The following is a 19,117-nucleotide window of genomic DNA, read 5'->3' as shown; positions in this document are numbered from 1 at the left end:
CTCGCTCTTCCTGGGGCTCGCCTCCCCGGCATCGGCTGTCGAACCGCACGCCGGGGCAGGCTCAGTTCGGTGCCGGGTTCTTCTCCCGTGCCCGCGACGACGCCGTCGTCGTCAGCGTCACGGCCGGCGTGGCGGACCGGGCCCGGGGGCCCATCAGGACGTACGACAGCCCGAAGCCCGCGCACACCACCGCCGCGCCGCCGACCGCGTCCAGGACCCAGTGGTTGCCGGTGGCCACGATGGCGGACACCGTGCAGAGCGGGTGCAGCAGGCCCAGGGACCTCATCCACCAGGTGCGCGCGACGATCGCGATGACCAGGCCGCACCACAGGGACCAGCCGAAGTGCAGGGACGGCATCGCCGCGTACTGGTTGGTCAGCGAGGTGAGCGTGCCGTAGTCCGGCTTGGAGAAGTCCTGGACTCCGTGGACCGTGTCGATGACGCCCAGGCTCGGCAGCAGGCGGGGCGGGGCCAGCGGGTAGAGCCAGAAGCCGACCAGCGCCAGGAGGGTCGCGAAGCCCAGGGACGAGCGGGCCCAGCGGTAGTCGACCGGGCGGCGCCGGTACAGGACGCCGAGAACGGTCAGCGGGACCACGAAGTGGAGGGACCCGTAGTAGAAGTCGAAGAAGTCGCGCAGCCAGGTGACGCCGACCACCCAGTGGTTGACGGCGCGTTCGACGTCGATGTGCAGGAAACGTTCGAGGGCGAGGACGTCACGGCCGTGCGCCTCCGCCCGGGGCCGGCCGCCGGAGTTGGTGCCGCCCGTCGCCGCCAGCCGGACCTGCTGGTAGGCGGCGTACGTGACGCGCAGCAGCAGAAGTTCCAGTAACAGGTTCGGGCGGGTCGGCACGCGCCTGAGGAACGGCAGCAGCGGCACGTGCCTCCAGCGCGCGGGGACCGGCTCGGCGCACTCCGCCGGAACCGGCGTCCGGTAGTGGGGGGACGTCCGCGGCAGGAACGGCACGACGGTCGCCGCGGCGAGCGCGACCAGCAGCACCGCGTTGTCGCGCAGCGGGTGGAGGAACGCCATGTGCGGCAGCAGCATCGTGGCCGGGAGGGTCGTCACCACGACGACCGCCACCGGCCAGACGTAGCGGTCGCAGGCGCGCTTGCCGACCCGGCCGACGGCCGCCGGCAGGACCCACAGCAGTTGGTGCTGCCAGGTGGTGGGCGAGACGACGATCGCCGCGCAGCCGGTCACGGCGACCGCGAGCAGCAGTTGACCGTCCCGGGCGTGACGGACCGCCCGGTGGACGCCGAGGACGGCGACGGCCGCGCCCAGCGACAGGAACACGCCGATCTCCAGCGGGCCGGAGAGGCCGAGGCGGAGCAGGGCGCCGTGCAGGGACTGGTTGGCGAGGGCGTCGGCCTCGCCGCCGAGCCCGACGCCCGCCAGGTGGTGCACCCAGTAGGTGGACGAGTCGTGCGGCATCGCGGCCCAGGCGAGCGCCGTGCCGCCGGCGAAGGTCGCGCCGGCGGCCGCCGCGGTCCGGCGGCGGCCGGTGAGCCACAGCAGGGCGGTGAAGAGGAGCACGGTGGGCTGGAGGGCGGCGGCGACGCCGATCAGGGCGCCGGCGGTCCGCCAGTCCCGTGCGACGAAGCAGCCGAGGAGGACGAGCAGGACGGGCAAAATGCTGGTCTGGCCGAGCCAGAGCGTGTTGCGCACCGGCAGCGAGAGCGTCAGCAGACAGCTCGCGACGGGCGCGGCCAGCAGCGCCGTCCGTCTGCCGACCGGCTGCGGCAGAGCCCGGGCCATGACCACGGCGAGCGCGGCCACCAGCAGCAGGGTGCCGAAGGTCCAGCCCCAGCCGAGGGCCTGTTCGGCCGCCCGGGTGAGGGGCTTGAGGACCAGTCCGGTGAAGGGCGTGCCGGTGAACCGGTCCGACGCGTAGAGCGAACCGTTGACGTGCAGCACGCCGCCGGGTCCCACCCAGGTCCCCAGGTCCGTCAGCCGTTCTCCGCGGGGGGTGCCGAGGACGGCGGCCGCCTGGCGCACGGCGAGGACCGCCGCTACGAGCCAGAGGCCGAGGCGGGCGGCTCGCAGGCGCGCTCTCGCCGTGTCGGCCCCCGTCTCCCCGAAGGTCTCCGCCGGCCGCCCGCTGTGCTCCGCATTCGCCACGCCTCGTCGGCCTCCGCCTCGTTCGTGCCACGCGTTTCCCGCATCGGGCCTCCCGGACGCACCCGCCGATGGGGCTCGCGCCTTCTCCGGCAACAGACGCGGGCCGTCCGGGCTTCATCTGACGTCCGCCCACCTTTTGTCCGGAAGACGATAGTCCGTACCGAGAGGGTCCGTTTACGCCCGCGGCGGGATGTGGGCCGCGGCGCGCCCGGGATCCGCCCCTGCGCCGTACCGTCGTTCGCACCATGTGTCCAGTGGGGTGTACGGGAAGTGCGGGAGGCGCAGTGCAGGGGACACGGGGTATGGCGCGTCTCCCGCGCGTACGGCGGACGGGCCGGGAGCAGCCAGGCGCACGGGTTTCGCGGGCGTGCTGCCGGTGGCGACCGACGGCGCGTCGCGGCCGCCCGCCGCCGCGGCGGCCCTCCGCGTCGCCGTCCGCGCTCCTTCGGCCGAACGGCTGAATTCAGCCCCCTGGAGGCCGTGCGATACGCCCGGAAGGAACCCCTGTGCCCCGCGTGCCGTTGACGTGACTAGTTAGCATGCCTAACAAGAGATGCCGACAGACGCGAACGGGACGGCCGGCGCCACGGGAACGACCCACGACCGGAACGGCCGACACCTCAGGACACGATCAGGACACGAGAGGCAGAACGCATGAGCGAGTCGCAGGCGTGGGACGCCGTCGACGCCTACTTCACCGACCACCTCGCCCCGGACGACGAGATCACGGCCGCCGCGTTGCGGGACAGCGAGGCCGCCGGCCTGCCGCCGATCAGCGTCACGGCGAACCAGGGCAAGCTCCTCCAGCTGCTCGCCGAGATCCAGGGAGCCCGGTCGATCCTGGAGATCGGCACGCTCGGCGGCTACAGCACGATCTGGCTGGCCCGCGCGCTGCCCGCCGACGGCCGTCTGGTCTCCCTGGAGTACGACCCCCGGCACGCGGAGGTCGCCAACCGCAACATCGCCCGCGCGGGCCTCGACAAGCTGGTCGAGGTGCGGATCGGCGCGGCCCTGGAGTCGCTGCCCCTGCTGGCCGACGAGAACCCGCCCCCGTTCGACCTGGTCTTCATCGACGCCGACAAGGCCAACAACGCCTCTTACCTGGAGTGGGCGCTGAAGCTCACGAGCGTGGGCAGTCTGATCGTCGTCGACAACGTCGTACGGGGCGGCCGGGTGGTGGACGCGGACAGCGACGCGGCGGACGTGCTCGGCACCCGCGCCGCGATCGAGCTGATCGGCGCGCACCCGAGGCTCAGCGGCACCGCCGTCCAGACGGTGGGGGCCAAGGGCTACGACGGTTTCGCGCTGGTCCGCGTCCTGGCCTAGGGCCGGCGGCCGGTTCCGACTGCCCTGACCCGTCCGACGCTCAAGCCTCCAGGTAGAAGCCCACGTTGACGCTGCGCGGGCCGGTGCGGTCGAACACGATGATCTCGCCGGAGCCCGCCAGCGGCAGGGTGCCGCCGTACACCAGCGGCTGGGTGTACTGCCCGATCACCAGCCGCACCTCGGAGGACGGCTCGTCCTGCGAGCCGCGCAGCCAGGAGACCTGCCAGGCGCCGTCGGGCCCGCACAGGAACTCCAGGTGGACGCGCGACACGAACAGCCAGTCCTCGGGGGTGGCGAGACGGCACACGGACTTGTCCCTGCCCACCCGCAGCACGGCGCCCGGGTCGCTGGGCGAGTCGGCCATGAGCATGCCGGCCGTGGCGCCCTCTTCCGTCCCGGAGACGGTGGCCATGGTCAGTTCGAGCACGTGCGCTCCCCTTGAGATTCCCTCGGCATGCCTGTCGGCGTCCTGGGTCCCGAATGTGTTTGTGCAGCGGCCGCATGATAAATCGCCCGGGCACATCGCGTCCGGCACAATGGACGCATGACCGAGCGAAAGCCACCGGGCGTCCCGTTCGAGTCCTGGGTGGACAAGCAGATCCGGGACGCGGAGCGGCGCGGCGAGTTCGATCAACTGCCGGGCGTGGGCAAGCCGTTGCCGGCCGACATGGAGACGCCCTACGACGAACTGTGGTGGATCAGACGCAAGATGGCCCGTGAGGGCCTTTCCGTCCTGCCACCGACGCTCGCCCTGCGCAAAGAGGCGGAGGACGCCCTCGCGGCGGCGTACGCGGCGCCCTCGGAGCGCATCGTCCGGAAGATCATCGCGGACGTCAACGTCAAGCTGCGCGACATGATGTTCAAGCCGCCGCCCGGGCCCCCGCTGGGCATGAAGCCGTACGACGTGGAAGCGGTCGTACGGGAGTGGCGGGAGCGCCGGGCGGCGGCCGGGGGGACGGCCGGGCGGGCCGACCCGTGAGGGCCGCGACCGGTCCGGGAGACCGGCCGGCCGGAGGGCTTCAGAGGTGCAGGAGCCGCTCCGTCAGTTCGCGGTAGTCCCGCAGCGCCAGGCGGAGTTGCTCGGTGTCGACGGCGGTCGCGTCCGACGCGGCCCGGCCCTTCCCGCCCTCCGGCTGATGCCAGGACCCGCGCAGGGTGCGGCGACGCCGGTCCACGACGTCGGTGAGGCGCGCGGCGAGTTCCTCCAGCACCTCGTCCGCCTCCGCCACGGCGTCCCGGGGCCCGTCGACGAAGCCGACGACCGCGTGCCGCATCCGCGCGGAGAGCCGGTCGCACTCCTCGTCCGGGAGGAGGGACGCGCCGTGCCCGCCGGACGCCGCGGCCGCTGCCGACGCCGACGTGGACGTCGATGACGGCGAAGCCGACGGCTGCGACGTCGTCGCCGAAACGGGGGCCTCGTGCTCGACCGGAACGGCGGAGGCGGGCGAAGAGGCGGAGGCGGGCGACGTGGTGGAGGAGGACGGGCCGGTCGCCGGGGCGGTGATCGGAGGGACCGGAGCCCCGGAGGCGGAGGTCCTCGTCGTCTCCTGGCCCCTGGCGCCCACGGCGCCCGTGCTCGCGCCGCCCGCACCGGCCGCCGTGCCCACGTCACGGGCGGAGCCCGGCGTGGCCGCGGAGCCCGGCGTGGCCGCGGTGCCGGCGGTGCCCGGCGTCGCGTCCCTGCGCGTCACGGTGCCGGGGGCCGGCTCGGCGGTCGTGCCGTCGGTGCGGGGGTCGCTCGACGGCCGGTTCTTGTCGATGGGCAGGAGGACCTCTCCGGGCAGGACCGCTCGGCCGGTCCGCGCGCTCTTGGCGCGGTCGTCCGTCGGGCGGCGGTCGTCCCCGCTCGTGCCCCTGTCAGGTGTCACGTCAGACATGGGTTCAGCTCTCCTTGGTCTGGTGACGGCGGAAGCCCGACGGCGCGTGGTGACCGGAGCGTGCACGGTCCCGGGTCGCCGGCTCCTGGGCGTGAGGTCGGCCGGAGTCGCGGCCGGCCGGGGCGATCAGGTCGTCGAAGAGGGCGCGCGCCTCGACCAGGGCGGACCGCATCTCCTCGGTGTCGGGCGCACCGGCGTCCGCACCGGAGGCGTGGCCGCCGAGCGGGGCGTGGGCGACATGGTGGACGTGCCGGTAGCCGTGGACGTGGTCGGCGTGGTGGACGGAGAGCGCGGCGAGCTGCTCCTCGTACTGGTCGCCGGCCGGGAAGCCACGGGCGCCGGCGACCTCGGCCAGCAGGCGGTCCGCCTCGGTGACCGCCTCGCGGGGCGAGTCGACGAAGCGCTCCTGTGCGGCCGTCCAGCGGGCCTCGAACCGCTCGCGTTCGGCGGGCTCCAGCGGCCGCTCGCGCAGTCCGCCGTGCCGCTCGACGAGGGCGTCGAGCTCCCGCTCGGCGGCCTTGACGTCTCCGTCGTGGCGGGCCACGGCCCGGTCGTACTCGGGTCCGAAGCGGCGCTTCAGACCTCGTCCGCCGTGTGAGCCGCGGCCCTTCACGGCCAGGACGGCCGCGATGGCGACGATGGCCGCCACGACCACGATCAGAGCGATGATCACTCCTGTGGACATGCCTTGCCTTCCGGTGTGTCGGCCCCGCGGGCCGGTTCTCCTGTCGGATTGCCCGGACCCCTCCTCATAAACGGCGGCCGCGACCCGCCCGTCGCGACGCCCGCCCCCTCGCGGGTCGCCCCTATGCGGTTGCGAGCCCGGTGGGCCGTCACCGCAGAATGACGGGATGAGCTGGACGATCGCCCCGGAGCCCTTCGACTCCCCTGCCGCCGCCGCGCTCTGGCGGGCCTACTACACGGAGGTCAGCGACCGCTGGTATCTGCTGCACGAGGGGCGCCGGACCGACCCGGACGAGCTGGAACGGGAGATCGCCGCCCAGACCTGGGAAGAACTCGCGCCACCCCGTGGGCAGTTGCTGGTGGGGCGTTACGACGGTGAGCCGGGCGGCTGCGCGGGCGTGCGGTTGCCGCCCGCCGGGGCCGCGGCTGTCACCGGGACCGTGGCCGCCACCGGGACCGTCGCCGCCACCGGGGCCGAAGCCGCGGTCCGCGCGGCGGAGCTGAAGCGGGTGTTCGTGCGGGAGGGGCTGCGCGGCACGGGCGGCGCGGCGCTTCTGGTCCGGGCCGCCGAGGACGCCGCCCGCGCCCTCGGGGCCACGCGGATGATCCTGGACACCCGCGGCGACCTGGTCGAGGCCCGTGCCCTGTACGCCCGGCTCGGCTACGCGGAGACCGACCCGCACAACGACGAACCGTACGCCGACCACTGGTTCGCCAGGGAGCTGGCCTGACCCGCGGGCTCACCTGATCCGGGCGCTCACCTGACCCGGGGCGCCGGCCGCGCGTCGTGCGGCTGTTCCCGGACCGAGCCGCACAGTTCGCCGTTGAGCTCCTTGACCAGCTGGACGAGGTCGGTGGGCCGGTCCGGTCCCCACCAGTCGCCGAGCAGCTCGGTCAGCGACTCCTCGCGGGCCTCGCCGAGCCGTTCGGCGACCTCACGGCCGTCGGCGGTCAGCACCATGCCGAGGCCCTCGCGCACGGCGAGCCGGCGCACCTCGACCTGCCGGGCCGCCTCGATGATCACCGGCAGCGGGACGGTGCTGCGCTCGGCCAGCATCGACGGCTCGACGCTGCCGTACCGGTTGATGCGCAGCAGCAGCCAGCTCGCGGCCGGGAGGAGGTCGTAGCCGGCCCGCGCGGTGATCTTCCGGTAGATCTCGCGGCGGCCCTCGTGGGTGCCGAGGACGGACAGCGCCCGGCACACCTCGTCGTAGGAGGAGCGCTGCACGGGGTTGCTGGCGAGGGTCTCGGTCACGTCGGGCGCGGTGACCGAGCCGCGCAGGGGGTCCTCCCGCAGGAACCAGGCCAGGACGAAGCCCAGGAGCGCGACCGGTGCCGCGTACAGGAAGACGTCGGTGATGGACGAGGCGTACGCGTGCAGGACGCGCGGGCGCAGGTCGGACGGCAGCGCGGCGATGCCGCGCGGGTCGGACTCCAGCGAGCCCGTCGAGACCCCGGGCGGGAGCCGGACGCCCCGGAAGGCGTCCGCGAGCTTGTCGCCGAGGCGGCTCGTGAAGACGGTGCCGAAGATGGCGACGCCGAAGGAGGCGCCGATGGAGCGGAAGAACGTCGCGCCGGAGGTGGCGACGCCGAGGTCCTCGTAGGCGACGGCGTTCTGCACGATCAGCACCAGCACCTGCATGACCAGGCCCAGGCCGAGGCCGAAGACGAAGAAGCAGAGGCTCATCTCGGCCGTGGAGCTGTGCTCGTCGAGCCGGTGCAGCAGGAGCAGGCCGACGGTGGTGACGGCGGTGCCCGCGAGGGGGAACACCTTCCACCGGCCGGTGCGGCTGACGATCTGCCCGGACGCCGTGGACGACAGCAGCATGCCCGCCACCATCGGCAGCATGTGCACGCCGGACATGGTCGGGGAGACACCCTGCACCACCTGGAGGAAGGTCGGCAGATAGGTCATCGCGCCGAACATCGCGAAGCCGACGATGAAGCTGATGACGGCGGAGAGCGTGAAGGTGCGGATGCCGAACAGCTTCAGCGGCAGGACCGGTTCGGCCGCCCGCCGTTCGACGGCGACGAACGCCACGGCCAGCAGCACCCCGAGCACCGCCAGGCCGACGGTCTGCGGCGAGCCCCAGTCCCAGGTGGTGCCGCCGAGGGAGGCCACCAGCACGAGACAGGTGGCGACGGAGGCGATGAGGAAGGTGCCGAGGTAGTCGATGACGTGCTTGGTCGACTTGCTCGGGATGTGCAGCACCGCCGCGATGACGACGAGCGCGACGACACCGACCGGCAGGTTGACGTAGAACACCCAGCGCCAGCTGAGGTGTTCGGTGAACAGGCCGCCCAGCAGCGGACCGAGGACGCTGGTGGCGCCGAACACCGCGCCGAACAGGCCCTGGTAGCGGCCGCGGTCGCGCGGCGGAACGATGTCGCCCACGATCGCCATCGACAGCACCATCAAGCCACCGCCGCCCAGACCCTGGACGGCCCGGAAGGCGATCAACTGGGGCATGTTCTGCGCCATTCCGCACAGCGCCGAACCGATGAGGAAGACGACGATCGCGATCTGGAACAGCCTCTTGCGCCCGTACTGGTCACCCAGTTTGCCCCACAGCGGGGTCGCGGCCGTCGACGCCAGCAGGTAGGCGGTGACCACCCACGACAGATGCTCCAGACCACCGAGGTCGCTGACGATCGTCGGCAGGGCGGTCGACACGATCGTCTGGTCGAGGGCGGCGAGGAGCATGCCGAGCAGCAGGGCGCCGATCGAGACGAGGACGTTTCCGGACACGTGTTCCTGACGTGGATCCGCCGTCCTGCTGTGCGCGTCCAAGGCCATGGATGCCTCCTGAGGCTCTGGTGACCCTTTCCATCGTGATCGGTGTGACCCGTTATGGCCTCTTGTAGTCCTCCAGGATCCCGGCGGAATCCGACATTCCGGGGGTATGGGCGTCTGGTTGCGCAGAGGATCTGCATAATCTCTGGAGTTTGAATGGGGAGGAACGAACACGTGATCGATCCGACGGGGCCGCAGAGGCGAGAGGGACGGCAGGGACTGCCGTGCCCGGAGTGCGGAGCGCTTCGGGCGCCCGACAACACCCCGTCCTGCGCCTGCGCCCGGCGGGCCTCCGACGCCCTGCGCGACACGCGCACGGCGGAGGCGGCTGCCGCGGAGGACTTCGATCCGTTGCGGATACGGCCGTACGTGGAACTGGAGGGCTCGGGCCCGGCCGACGCGGGCGGCGCAGACGGAGCCGGAGACCGATCCGGAGCCGGGCCCGCGGGCCCGGCGTCCGGCGCCGACGTCACCATGCCGCTGCGGGTGGTCCCGGGCGACACGACGACGGCGCTGCCCGCCCCGCTGATCGCGCCCGGCTCCGAGCCCGACGTCGGCGACCTGAGCCTGTTCGAGGCGGTGGACGTCGGCGCAGCGCACCCCGACGACGAGGAACCGCGCGGCTCGCGCCGTGGCCGCACTCTGCTGATCGCGACGACCGCGGCGGTGGTGGGCGTGGTGGCGGCCGCCGGGTTCGCCACCGGGCTGTTCTCCTACGAGAAGCCGACGCGTGACGGGGCCGCCCCCCAGGACGTGCGGGCCGCCGTGCCCGACATCTCGACCGGCGCGGCCTCCGGCTCGCCGTCGGCGAGCCGCTCCGCGTCCCCGTCGGCCTCCGAGGCCTCGCCGTCCCCCTCCGAGAGCGCGAGCCCGTCGCCGTCTCCGTCGGCGTCGAGCGCCTCACCTTCGGCGTCCCCCTCGGCCGAGGTGACCCGCCCCGCGCCGACCGCTCGCGCGAGCGCCTCCCTGGCACCCGGCAAGGGAGCGGGCGGCGGGCAGGAGGCGCCGGCCGACGACGTCGTCCTGCGCCGCGGCGACAAGGGCCCCGAGGTGGGCGAACTGCAGCAGCGGTTGCACCAGTTGTACCTCTACAACGGTGAGGCCGACGGCACGTTCGACAGCGAGGTCGAGGACGCCCTGCGCAACTACCAGTGGTCCCGGGGGACGACGACGGACGGCCTGGGCGTCTATGGCGCGGCGACACGCAAAGCCCTGGAGGCCGAGACGAAGGAGCCCTGACCGGGTCAGGGCGAGATCCCCGGCCCCGGCCCTGGGCAAGGGCCGGCGCGAAGGCGAGGGCGGGGACGAGGGCGAAGGCGGGGGCAGGGGCGGGGGCAGGAAGTCGCGACCTGGCGCGGCCGGCTCCCGGGCGGTTCCGGGACTCAGGGCCCAGGGACGGACAGGCGGGCCGGGCTCAGGTCGTGTGGATGCGGACGCCGTCCGCCAGCGTCTCCACGCGCACCTGGCGCAGATCGCGCACGAGCGCGTCCGGGGCGTGCGCCGCCGCACGATGGCCGACTCCCACGACCCGCATCCCGGCGGCACGGCCGGCCGCGATGCCCGCGCCGGAGTCCTCGAACACCACGCACTCCGCCGGGGCGATCCCCAGCTCGGCGGCGCCCTTGAGGAAGCCCTCGGGGTCGGGTTTGCTCGCGCCGACCGACTCCGCGGTGACCCGCACCTCGGGCAGTTCGAGCCCCGCGGCGGCCATCCGGGCCGTGGACAGCGGGACGTCCGCCGAGGTGACCAGCGCGTGCGGGACGCCTCGCAGCGAGGCGAGGAACTCCGGCGCGCCGGGCACCGGCACGACGCCCTCCATGTCGGCGGTCTCCTCGGCCAGCATCCGCGCGTTGTCCGCGTGGTTCAGGCGCATGGGCCGGCCGGGCAGCAGCACCGCCATCGAGGCGTGGCCCTGCCGGCCGTGGACGACCTTCATGACCTCGTCCCCGTCGAGTCCGTGCGCGTCGGCCCAGCGCCGCCAGATCCGTTCGACGACGGCGTCGGAGTTCACGAGTGTGCCGTCCATGTCGAGCAGGAGGGCGCGGGCGGTCAGGACCGGCATCAGCAGCTCCAGGTGCGGAGGGACAAGAGGCGGGGACAAGGCGCGCGAGAGACGAGGCGGCCGGGACAAGGCGGCCCCGCCCGCCGGTCAGGGAAAACGGGCGGGAGCCACTTTGTTTTCTCACGGTACAAAACAATGCCCTCCCGCCGCCACCCCGGCCCGCACGGCGCGGGAAAGGTCCGGCGGACGTTCGCCCGCCGTTCAGCTCAGCCGGCGATCGCCTCCCACAGGCTCCACACCCCGAGCGCCAGCATCAGCAGCGCGGCGATCTGCGTGATCAGCTTCAGCGGCACCCTCTTCATCAGCGCCTTTCCGCCGACGATGCCGAGCCCGGCCACCGCCCACAGCGCCAGCACCGCGCCGAGGCCGACGGAGAGCGGGTCGTCGTAGCGGGCGGCGAGGTTCGCGGTCATGATCTGGGTGAGATCGCCGAACTCGGCGACGAGGATCAGCATGAAGCCCGCACCCGCGACCTTCCAGAACGACTGGTCCTGCGGCCGCCGGATCTCCTCCTCGCCGTCGTCCTTCTTCAGCAGCAGCACGGCGGCGCCGCCCAGGAAGAGGACGCCGGTCAGCGCGTGCACGAGCTGCTGCGGCAGCAGGGTGAGCACGCTGCCCGCCGCGACGGCGAGCACGACGTGCAGCGCGAAGGCCGCGGCGACCCCGGCGAAGACGTACGAGGCGCGGTAGCGCGTGCCCAGGACGAGGCCGGCCAGGGCGGTCTTGTCCGGCAGCTCGGCCAGGAAGACGACGCCGAAGACGAGCGCCGTCACGGTGATGCTGATCAAAGGTCCTCAATCGGTCGGGGGCCGCCCCACCGAGAGTCCGCGCAGTTCGTGACCAGACGCCTCGGCACGGCAGCGCACACGTCATCCGTGCCGAACGGCGCGGATGTGCACTGCTTGCCGAAGGTCTCGCTGGCGGACGCGCAACGCGGGTCCGCCTCCGGGCGCCGGCTCAGACGAGCTGAGCAGTATGTCGACGGTCCGGCGAAGAGCTACTCCCCTTCTGCGTTCCCCAGTGTACGAGATCGCCCGCACAGCCGTTCGCGGAGATCGTTCCGCCGTAGACCTTGTCGTGTCATGTGCGCGTCATTAACTTCTTACCGGGCCAACACCTCCCCGCAACGCGGGAGCGCGAGCATTCCCCCGCACTCCCGCACCCCCGCCTCCCCAACGGAGTTCGCATGTCGAAGTTCTACGCGCGTGGACGCCTGAGCGTGCTCGCCGCCCTCACCGGCCTCATAGCCTCGGTCGGACTCTTCACCGCCCCGACCGCTTCCGCCGCGCTGCCCACCCCGGTCAGCGCCGCCACCGCCCGGACCTACCTCGCCTCCCTCAGCGTGAAGACCGAGAACCGCACCGGTTACAACCGCGACCTGTTCCCCACCTGGATCACCATCAGCGGCGCCTGCAACACGCGCGAGTACATCCTCAAGCGGGACGGCACGAACGTCGTCACCAACTCCGCGTGCACCGCGACCAGCGGCAGTTGGTACTCCCCCTATGACGGCGCCACCTGGACCGCCGCCTCCGACCTGGACATCGACCACCTGGTCCCGCTCGCCGAGGCCTGGGACTCCGGGGCGAGCGCGTGGACCACCGCGCAGCGGCAGGCCTTCGCCAACGACGTCACCCGCCCGCAGCTCCTCGCCGTCACGGACAACGTGAACCAGTCCAAGAGCGACCAGGACCCGGCCGAGTGGATGCCGTCGCTCACCTCGTACCGCTGCACCTACGTCCGCGCCTGGGTGCAGGTGAAGTACTACTACGACCTCGCGGTCGACTCCGCCGAGAAGAGCGCGCTGACGGGTTACCTCGCCGGCTGCTGACCGAGCACGACCGATCCCGACCGAAGCCGACCGAAGTCGACCGCCGGGATCTCCCCGTGGACCTCCGTCGTTCCGTACCGTACGGGGCGACGGAGGAGGGTGATCGAATTGGCCGAACTGCGGCTGGGACCACTGCTGAGGTACGCCGACGGCTCGACGGCGACCGTTTGGGTCGAGGCGAGCCGCCCGTGCACCGTCGAGGTGCGCTGCGCCGACGGCGCCGACGGCGCGGCCCCTACCTTCCAGGTGGCGGGCCACCACTACGCCCTGGTCGAGGTCGGCGGCCTGACCCCGGGCACGGCGACGGCGTACGAGGTGTTCCTCGACGACGCCCCGGTGTGGCCGCCGCCCGGCTCACGCTTCCCGCCCTCCCAGATCCGCACCCTCGCCGACGACGGCGGGGAGGTGCGCGTCGCGTTCGGCTCCTGCCGCTGGGCGGCGCCCCCGGCCGGCGGGAAGGACCCGGTGGGACCCGATGCCCTGGACAGTCTGGCCATCCGGCTCGCCGCCGACCCGACGGCCGAACGGCCCGACGTGCTGCTGCTCCTGGGCGACCAGGTGTACGCCGACGAGGTCTCCGACGCCACCAAGGAGAAGATCGCCGCCCGCCGGGGCCTGGAGGACGCTCCAGGAGCCGAGGTCGCCGACTACGAGGAGTACACCTGGCTCTACTACGAGTCCTGGCTCGACCCCGAGGTGCGCTGGCTGCTGTCCACCGTGCCCACCTGCATGGTCTTCGACGACCACGACGTCATCGACGACTGGAACACCTCCGCCTCCTGGCTGGCCGACATGCGGGCCACGCCCTGGTGGCGCGAGCGGCTGCTGAGCGGCCTGATGTCCTACTGGGTGCACCAGCACCTCGGCAACCTCACCCCGGCCGAACTGGCCGCCGACCCGCTCTACGCCGCCGTGCGCGAGACCTCCGACGGCACCGACCTGCTGCGCGACTTCGCCGGCCGCGCCGACACCGAGCCGGCCTCCGTGCGGTGGAGCTACCGGCGCGACTTCGGGCGGGTACGGCTGGTGATGGTCGACAGCCGCGCGGCCCGGGTGCTGGACGAGGACGAGCGCTCGATGCTCGACCCGGGCGAGCGGACCTGGCTGCGCGAACAGGTACTCGACGGCGTCGGCTCCTACGACCACCTCCTGATCGGCACCTCCCTGCCCTGGCTGCTGCCGCATCTGGTGCACGACGCCGAGGAGTGGGACGCGGCCCTGTGCCGGGGCGAGCGCGGGGCCCGCTGGGCCCGGTTCGGCGAGAAGCTGCGGCGCGGGGCGGACCTGGAGCACTGGGCGGCCTTCCCGGAGTCGTTCACGGCGCTCGCGGACCTGATCGCCGAGGTCGGCACGGGGACGACGGCGCCGGCGAGCGTGCTGGTGCTGTCGGGCGACGTGCACCATGCGTATGCGGCCGAGCCCCGCTGGCCCGACGGAAGCGGCCCGGACGCGCGGGTCCTCCAGCTCACCTGCTCCCCCGTCCACAACTCCGTGCCGCCGACGATCCGGGTGGGCTTCCGTTTCGGGTGGAGCGCGGCGGCCCGTGCGCTCGGCCGCCGGCTCCGCCGGCACGGCCGCTGCCCCCGGCCGCCCGTCAACTGGCGCCGCACGGGCGGCCCCTGGTTCGGCAACCAGCTCATGTCCCTGACGCTGCGCGGCCGTTCGGCCCGGCTGCGGCTGGAACGGGCGCGCGCGGACGGAAGCCTGGCGACCGTGACGGAGTCCGACCTCACCCCGTGAGAACGGAGTCCGACCTCAGCGCGTGACGCGGACCGGCCACACCTCCGACCCCGCCCTCGTCCGTCAACGCCCGCATTGGCACGAGAATCCGACCAACCATCACAGCCTGCGTGGATTACGGCTGTTGAGCCGACCGGTGCCGGATGAGAGCGCGGGCCGGGTCGCCGTCACGCGCGCCCTCCGGGGGTGGATTCGGTCACACTTTCGGACGCTGACCCCTTGTGCGGAATCCGTCCGACGCCGGTGACCAGCGAAAGAACGCCTCAAGCGGAACCCACGCCATGGCTAAAAGTTGAACTTGCAAGCACCGATTAGGTCCGCCTAACGTAAGTCGCTCATTCGGTACCGCCGCCCCCACCGACCGGCCCTCTCCCCGTTCCGGACCGGCCCGACCGACCGACACCGAAGGAGCACCCCCCACATGTCCGCTCGCCTCAACACCGCACAGCCGTACGCCCTCGGCCTCTTCCGCATCGTCGTAGGCCTGCTCTTCGCCTGCCACGGGGCCGCCGCCCTCTTCGGCGTCCTCGGCGGCGCCTCCGGCAAGGGCGACACCATCGACGCCGGCGCCTGGCCCGGCTGGTACGCGGCCGCGATCCAGCTCGTCTGCGGCACCCTGGTCCTGCTGGGCCTGGGCACCCGGGCCGCCGCGTTCCTGGCCTCGGGCTCGATGGCGTACGCCTACTTCGACGTGCACCAGCCCCACGCCCTGTGGCCGATGCAGAACGGCGGCGAGGCCTCCGCGATGTTCTGCTGGGCCTTCCTGCTGCTGATCTTCACCGGCTCCGGCGCCCTCGGCCTGGACCGCCTCCTCGCCGGCCGCACGAGCCCCGAGCGGGAGCCGGCGGCACGCAAGGCCACCGTCTCGGCCTGATCCACACAAGACACGTCACCGCGGTCCGGTCCACGCCGGCCGCGGCGCACACCACCCGGGCCGCGCGGCGCCCGGGTGGTCGTCGTCCGGGACGCGGCGGACGGGCCCCGCAGACGAACGTGGTGAACGTGGCGTGCCGAACACACGAGCCCCCCGTGATTCCGCTGTCACACCCCCGGCGTACGCTGTATGGCTGTCATCGGCCGCATCTGCCGCTCCCCCGCGACGCAGCGGCTCGTCGGGCCGTCACGGGGGAGACACGGGGAGTCCGCGGTGTTGGAGAGTGTGGGGGCGCTGCTCGGCAGCCCCTGGATCTACGCGTTGGTCGGCCTGTCGGTCCTCCTCGACGTGTTCCTGCCGGTGCTGCCCAGCGGGGTGCTCGTCATCACGGCGGCCACGGCCGCGGCGGCGGGCTCGGGCGCGGCGACCGGCCGGGTCCCGCACGAGGTCCCGGACATCATGGTGCTGGTCCTCTCCGCCACGACCGCCTCGGTGCTGGGCGACCTGGTCGCCTACCGGCTGGCCTGGCGCGGCGGCGAGCGCCTGGACCGGGCGATCTCGCGCTCCCGCCGGCTGACCACCGCGCAGGAACGTCTCGGCGACGCGCTGGCCCGGGGCGGCGGCGCTCTGGTCGTCGTGGCCCGGTTCGCCCCGGCCGGCCGGTCCGTCGTCTCCCTCATCGCGGGCGCCGCCCACCGCCGCCCCCGCGATTTCCTCCCGTGGTCCGCCCTGGCCGGTCTCTCCTGGGCGGGTTACAGCGTCGCCCTCGGCTACTTCGGCGCCCACTGGCTGGGCACGACCTGGCTGGCCACCGGGGTGTCGGTGCTCGCCCTGTTCGGCGCGGGCGCCGGCGCGGCGTTCGTGATGCGCAGCCGCCCCGCCTGAGACGGACCGCCCCCGGACCTCGCCTCCTCGCCTCCTCGGGCTACGAGCATCTCTGCCGACCCTCAGGAGGGGCCGTCACGCGGCCGTCGGGCGGTGCGACCCGCGTACCTCCAGCCCGTCCAGCAGTTCGGCGGTGGCGGCGGCGATGACCTCGACCGCTCTGTCGAACACCTCCCGGTTGTGCTCGGCCGGCGCCCGGAAGCCGGACACCTTGCGGACGTACTGCAGGGCTGCGGCGCGGATCTCGTCCTCGGTCGCCTCCTCGGGCAACGCGGGCGGACGCAGCGTCTTGATACTCCGGCACATGCTCCGAGTCTCCCTCCTGTACGCCTGGACCGCGCTCCCCGTCACCGCTCGGGCGGCACGGGCGTCGATCGAGGCTCCTGCGTGGAACCGGCCGCGCGGCCGGTCGTGGAACCGGTCGTGGAACCGGTCGGGGGGCCGGTCGCCGGGCCGGTGCGCAGGTCGACGCACCAGTCGTTGGATCTGATCCGGTTCCCCTTCGGGTACTCGAAGTCGGCCTGCCCGAGCAACGTGAACCCGGCCGCGCGGCACACCGCGTTGGACGCGGGGTGATCCACGCCGGGGAACGCGTGCAGGGCGCCGTGACCACCGGTCAGCCGGACGACGTCCACGAGCGCCCGGGCCGCGAGGGCGGCGAGGCCTCTGCCCTGGAACTCGGGCAGGATCCCCCAGCCCGTCTCCCACACCGTCCCGCCCCGCCACTCGCGTTCCCAGTACCCGATCGAGCCGACGCTCTCCCCGCCGTCCGCGAGGGTGATCCGGTACATGCGGCCGGCGAACGGCTCCACGTAGCGCCGGTGCCGGTCGGCGAGCTTCTCCTCGCTCTCCGGACCCCCCAGGTGCTCGGTCATCTCGGGGCTGTTGGCACGTCGCAGCAGCCAGAAGTCGCCCTCCGACCAGGGAGTCAACCGCACCCGCTCCACGCCCGATCCGTCCATGTCCCCACCCTAGGGCCCGGGTCTGACACCGGTGCTCGACCGCAGTACGATCGCCGTCGACGCACCGAAGCCGTCGTCGGGGGCCGCCCCCGTCCGCGGCCCGTGCGGGGTGACGGCGGAGGGAGAGCGGTGCAGGGACGACGAACGAGCGGACCGGGCCGGCGCTCCGCGCCTCCCGTGCTCGCCTACGACGGGGACTGCGGCTTCTGCCAGTCCTGCGTCGACCGCATCCGCTCCCTCGCCGCACCGACGCTGGAAGCGGTTCCCTGGCAGTTCCTGCCCGCGGAGTCGACCGCGCCGCATCGCGCGCGACTGGACCGGGAGGTCCTGCTGCTGCGGGGCGACACGGTCCTCGCGGGCGGGGCGGACGCGGCGGCCCGCTGGCTGGGATCCTCGCCGGCCGGCGCGTACCGCGCGGTGGCGGCCGTCGTGCGGCTGCCCGGCGTCCGCGTCTGCGCCCGCGTGGTCTACCGCTGGGTGTCCCGCAACCGGCGCCGCCTGCCCGGCGCGACCCCCGCCTGCGCCCGGCCCCCCGCCTCCGCGCGGTGAGCCCGCTCGCGCGCCCACGCGTCCCGACCTGCGTCCTCACGCCCGGGTCCGCGCCCTCGCTCGCCGACGGTCACGCCCCGGACCGCTACGTCGAGATCGGTTCGCTCACCAAGGTCGTCACCGGCACCGCGCTGGTGCGGATGGCCGCCGCCGGGGTCCTGGCGCTCGACGACCCGGTCGAGCGCTGGCTCCCCGAAGCCCCCGCGACCGGGATCACCCTCCTCCACCTGGCCCGCCACACCTCCGGGCTCCCCCGGCTGCCGCCCGGACGCCTGCCCGCACGCGACCCGTACGCCGCGTTCGACGCCGCCGCCCTGCGGGCGCTCCTGCCGCGTCTGGACGCGCTCGTCACCGGCCCGCCCGGTGAGCGGGAGGAGTACTCCAACCTCGGGTACGCCGTCCTCGGCGCGGCCCTTCGCGCCGCCGCGCGCGGAGCGTCGTACGAGGAAGTGGTGGGCGAGCACGTGCTGCGCCCGCTGGGCGTCGCCGAGGTGGCCGTGCGCCCCGACCCCGGGCGGCGACTGCTCGCGCCGGGGCGGTTCGGCGGGAGCCGCGCGCCCTGGACGATGACCGGCGCGATCCTGCCCGCCGGAGGCCTCTGGGCCACGCCCCGGGCGGCCGCCGAACTGGTCGTGGGGCTGCTGGTCGAGCGCCGGCTCGGCGATCCCGCGCCGTCCTGGCAGGAGGCCGGCCGGCTGCGCTGGCACAACGGGGCCACCCGGCACGCCTCGCTGTTCACCGGCGCGACGGAGGACGGGAGTTGGGTCCTGGTCCATCGCCTCAACGCCGATCCGGACGCGACCGACCTGCTCGGCGTGGAGATCCTGCGGCAGGGCCGGCCCGGCTCCGCCGCGGCGGCGCCGCCCGCCGCCACCTGACCGAACGGACGTTCACACGAACACCCCAAAGGAGCTCGCTCCTCAAATTCGAACAGGCGTACCATTGCCGGGTGGCTACGACCTATGACTTTCCCAGCGACCTGCGCGCCGGTCAGGAGGAGCTGCATCAGGTCCGGGCCGAGCTTTCGGCCCTGCTGAAGCGGCTTCCCTGGTCGGTCGAGCCCCTGGACGGCTTCAGCGACGCCGGGGGCTGGCGCAAGACGGAGCGCCCCGCCTCCCCCGGCTGGACGGCCGACGAACAGGCGGAGGTGGAGAAGCTCCGCCGCCGGGAGCACGAGCTGGCGGTCTTCGTGACATGCCACCGCTTCTGGTCGGAGGTCGCGGCCGCGGACCGGGTCGACGCCCGCATGCACCTCAAGCACGCCCACGAGACCCAGCACCCGGACGACGGCTGACGGGCCCGCACGGAGGACGAGGGCGGGCTGACCGCATCCGCGCCCATCGGACACGACCGCGGCCCTCCGGAACGTTCCGGGGGGCCGCGGGGGGGCCGCCAGGCACGTACGGCGTCGTGC

19 protein-coding genes and 1 pseudogene are annotated in these 19,117 nt (G+C 73.5%); 11 read left to right on the top strand and 9 right to left on the bottom strand.

The annotated features are described in order from the left end of the window. Positions 1-61: 61 nt before the first annotated feature. Positions 62-2,119 carry a bifunctional glycosyltransferase 87/phosphatase PAP2 family protein gene (locus tag ACFVYK_RS11140; RefSeq protein WP_389771499.1) on the bottom strand — a complete coding sequence of 686 codons (2,058 nt, stop codon included), beginning with the start codon at positions 2,117-2,119 and terminating at the stop codon, positions 62-64. A gap of 654 nt (positions 2,120-2,773) precedes the next feature. On the opposite strand from ACFVYK_RS11140, the gene ACFVYK_RS11135 reads away from it, so the two are divergent. After that, positions 2,774-3,445, top strand: a complete 672-nt coding sequence (locus tag ACFVYK_RS11135) for an O-methyltransferase (RefSeq protein WP_389771497.1) — start codon at positions 2,774-2,776, stop codon at positions 3,443-3,445. A 40-nt stretch (positions 3,446-3,485) separates the two neighbouring features. On the opposite strand, the gene ACFVYK_RS11130 is transcribed toward ACFVYK_RS11135, so the two are convergent. After that, complete coding sequence (locus tag ACFVYK_RS11130) at positions 3,486-3,872, bottom strand: hypothetical protein (RefSeq protein WP_389771494.1); 387 nt, start codon at positions 3,870-3,872, stop codon at positions 3,486-3,488. Positions 3,873-3,989: 117 nt separating this feature from the next. Between ACFVYK_RS11130 and ACFVYK_RS11125 the strand changes: the two genes are divergently transcribed. Then, positions 3,990-4,424 carry a DUF1992 domain-containing protein gene (locus tag ACFVYK_RS11125; protein WP_389771491.1) on the top strand — a complete coding sequence of 145 codons (435 nt, stop codon included), beginning with the start codon at positions 3,990-3,992 and terminating at the stop codon, positions 4,422-4,424. A gap of 40 nt (positions 4,425-4,464) precedes the next feature. On the opposite strand, the gene ACFVYK_RS11120 is transcribed toward ACFVYK_RS11125, so the two are convergent. Next, the gene (locus ACFVYK_RS11120; protein WP_389771489.1) at positions 4,465-5,322 is read right to left on the bottom strand and encodes a hypothetical protein; all 858 of its coding nucleotides are present in this window, start codon (positions 5,320-5,322) and stop codon (positions 4,465-4,467) included. Between the two features lie 4 nt (positions 5,323-5,326). After that, the gene (locus tag ACFVYK_RS11115) at positions 5,327-6,007 is read right to left on the bottom strand and encodes a hypothetical protein (protein ID WP_389771486.1); all 681 of its coding nucleotides are present in this window, start codon (positions 6,005-6,007) and stop codon (positions 5,327-5,329) included. Positions 6,008-6,173: 166 nt separating this feature from the next. Here ACFVYK_RS11115 and ACFVYK_RS11110 point away from each other — a divergent pair, with 166 nt between their 5' ends. Continuing rightward, positions 6,174-6,737, top strand: coding sequence for a GNAT family N-acetyltransferase (locus ACFVYK_RS11110; RefSeq protein WP_389771483.1), 564 nt, complete (start codon positions 6,174-6,176; stop codon positions 6,735-6,737). Positions 6,738-6,763: 26 nt separating this feature from the next. Here the strand turns inward: ACFVYK_RS11110 and ACFVYK_RS11105 are convergent, their stop codons facing one another. Next, positions 6,764-8,803, bottom strand: a complete 2,040-nt coding sequence (locus ACFVYK_RS11105; protein WP_389771480.1) for an MDR family MFS transporter — start codon at positions 8,801-8,803, stop codon at positions 6,764-6,766. Positions 8,804-8,974: 171 nt separating this feature from the next. Here ACFVYK_RS11105 and ACFVYK_RS11100 point away from each other — a divergent pair, with 171 nt between their 5' ends. Further along, positions 8,975-10,039 (top strand): peptidoglycan-binding protein, encoded by a 1,065-nt coding sequence (locus ACFVYK_RS11100; protein WP_389771477.1) that lies wholly within the window; start codon positions 8,975-8,977, stop codon positions 10,037-10,039. 175 nt (positions 10,040-10,214) lie between these two features. On the opposite strand, the gene ACFVYK_RS11095 is transcribed toward ACFVYK_RS11100, so the two are convergent. Continuing rightward, positions 10,215-10,862, bottom strand: coding sequence for an HAD-IA family hydrolase (locus tag ACFVYK_RS11095; RefSeq protein ID WP_389771475.1), 648 nt, complete (start codon positions 10,860-10,862; stop codon positions 10,215-10,217). A 206-nt stretch (positions 10,863-11,068) separates the two neighbouring features. Then, on the bottom strand, positions 11,069-11,650 hold the full coding sequence (locus ACFVYK_RS11090; RefSeq protein ID WP_389771473.1) for a TMEM165/GDT1 family protein: 582 nt from the start codon (positions 11,648-11,650) through the stop codon (positions 11,069-11,071). Positions 11,651-12,048: 398 nt separating this feature from the next. On the opposite strand from ACFVYK_RS11090, the gene ACFVYK_RS11085 reads away from it, so the two are divergent. The 4 genes from ACFVYK_RS11085 (at position 12,049) to ACFVYK_RS11070 (ending at position 16,192) form a co-directional block, all read left to right on the top strand. Beyond that, on the top strand, positions 12,049-12,693 hold the full coding sequence (locus ACFVYK_RS11085; RefSeq protein ID WP_389771470.1) for an HNH endonuclease family protein: 645 nt from the start codon (positions 12,049-12,051) through the stop codon (positions 12,691-12,693). 108 nt (positions 12,694-12,801) lie between these two features. Continuing rightward, positions 12,802-14,433, top strand: coding sequence for an alkaline phosphatase D family protein (locus tag ACFVYK_RS11080; RefSeq protein WP_389771593.1), 1,632 nt, complete (start codon positions 12,802-12,804; stop codon positions 14,431-14,433). A 421-nt stretch (positions 14,434-14,854) separates the two neighbouring features. Beyond that, positions 14,855-15,307 carry a DoxX family protein gene (locus ACFVYK_RS11075; RefSeq protein ID WP_389771467.1) on the top strand — a complete coding sequence of 151 codons (453 nt, stop codon included), beginning with the start codon at positions 14,855-14,857 and terminating at the stop codon, positions 15,305-15,307. Between the two features lie 273 nt (positions 15,308-15,580). Continuing rightward, the gene (locus ACFVYK_RS11070; protein WP_389771464.1) at positions 15,581-16,192 is read left to right on the top strand and encodes a DedA family protein; all 612 of its coding nucleotides are present in this window, start codon (positions 15,581-15,583) and stop codon (positions 16,190-16,192) included. 75 nt (positions 16,193-16,267) lie between these two features. On the opposite strand, the gene ACFVYK_RS11065 is transcribed toward ACFVYK_RS11070, so the two are convergent. Both ACFVYK_RS11065 and ACFVYK_RS11060 read right to left on the bottom strand, forming a co-directional pair. Then, positions 16,268-16,498 carry a DUF2277 domain-containing protein gene (locus tag ACFVYK_RS11065; RefSeq protein WP_389771461.1) on the bottom strand — a complete coding sequence of 77 codons (231 nt, stop codon included), beginning with the start codon at positions 16,496-16,498 and terminating at the stop codon, positions 16,268-16,270. 146 nt (positions 16,499-16,644) lie between these two features. Further along, positions 16,645-17,154, bottom strand: a pseudogene (locus tag ACFVYK_RS11060) (GNAT family N-acetyltransferase); the annotation flags it as partial. Between the two features lie 129 nt (positions 17,155-17,283). Here ACFVYK_RS11060 and ACFVYK_RS11055 point away from each other — a divergent pair. The 3 genes from ACFVYK_RS11055 to ACFVYK_RS11045 all read left to right on the top strand — a co-directional run bounded on the left by ACFVYK_RS11055 (position 17,284) and on the right by ACFVYK_RS11045 (position 18,997). Further along, complete coding sequence (locus ACFVYK_RS11055; protein WP_389771458.1) at positions 17,284-17,703, top strand: thiol-disulfide oxidoreductase DCC family protein; 420 nt, start codon at positions 17,284-17,286, stop codon at positions 17,701-17,703. After that, positions 17,700-18,581, top strand: coding sequence for a serine hydrolase domain-containing protein (locus tag ACFVYK_RS11050; RefSeq protein WP_389771456.1), 882 nt, complete (start codon positions 17,700-17,702; stop codon positions 18,579-18,581). Before ACFVYK_RS11055 ends, ACFVYK_RS11050 begins: the two co-directional genes overlap by 4 nt. Before the next feature lie 71 nt (positions 18,582-18,652). Continuing rightward, positions 18,653-18,997 (top strand): hypothetical protein, encoded by a 345-nt coding sequence (locus ACFVYK_RS11045; protein WP_389771453.1) that lies wholly within the window; start codon positions 18,653-18,655, stop codon positions 18,995-18,997. Positions 18,998-19,117 lie beyond the last annotated feature (120 nt).

The organism is Streptomyces sp. NPDC058291, assembly GCF_042880855.1.
In the GTDB taxonomy this organism is placed as follows: Bacteria; Actinomycetota; Actinomycetes; order Streptomycetales; family Streptomycetaceae; genus Streptomyces.
The sequence above is the reverse complement of the archived record's forward strand: the minus strand, read 5'-3'. Positions and strand labels throughout refer to the sequence as shown.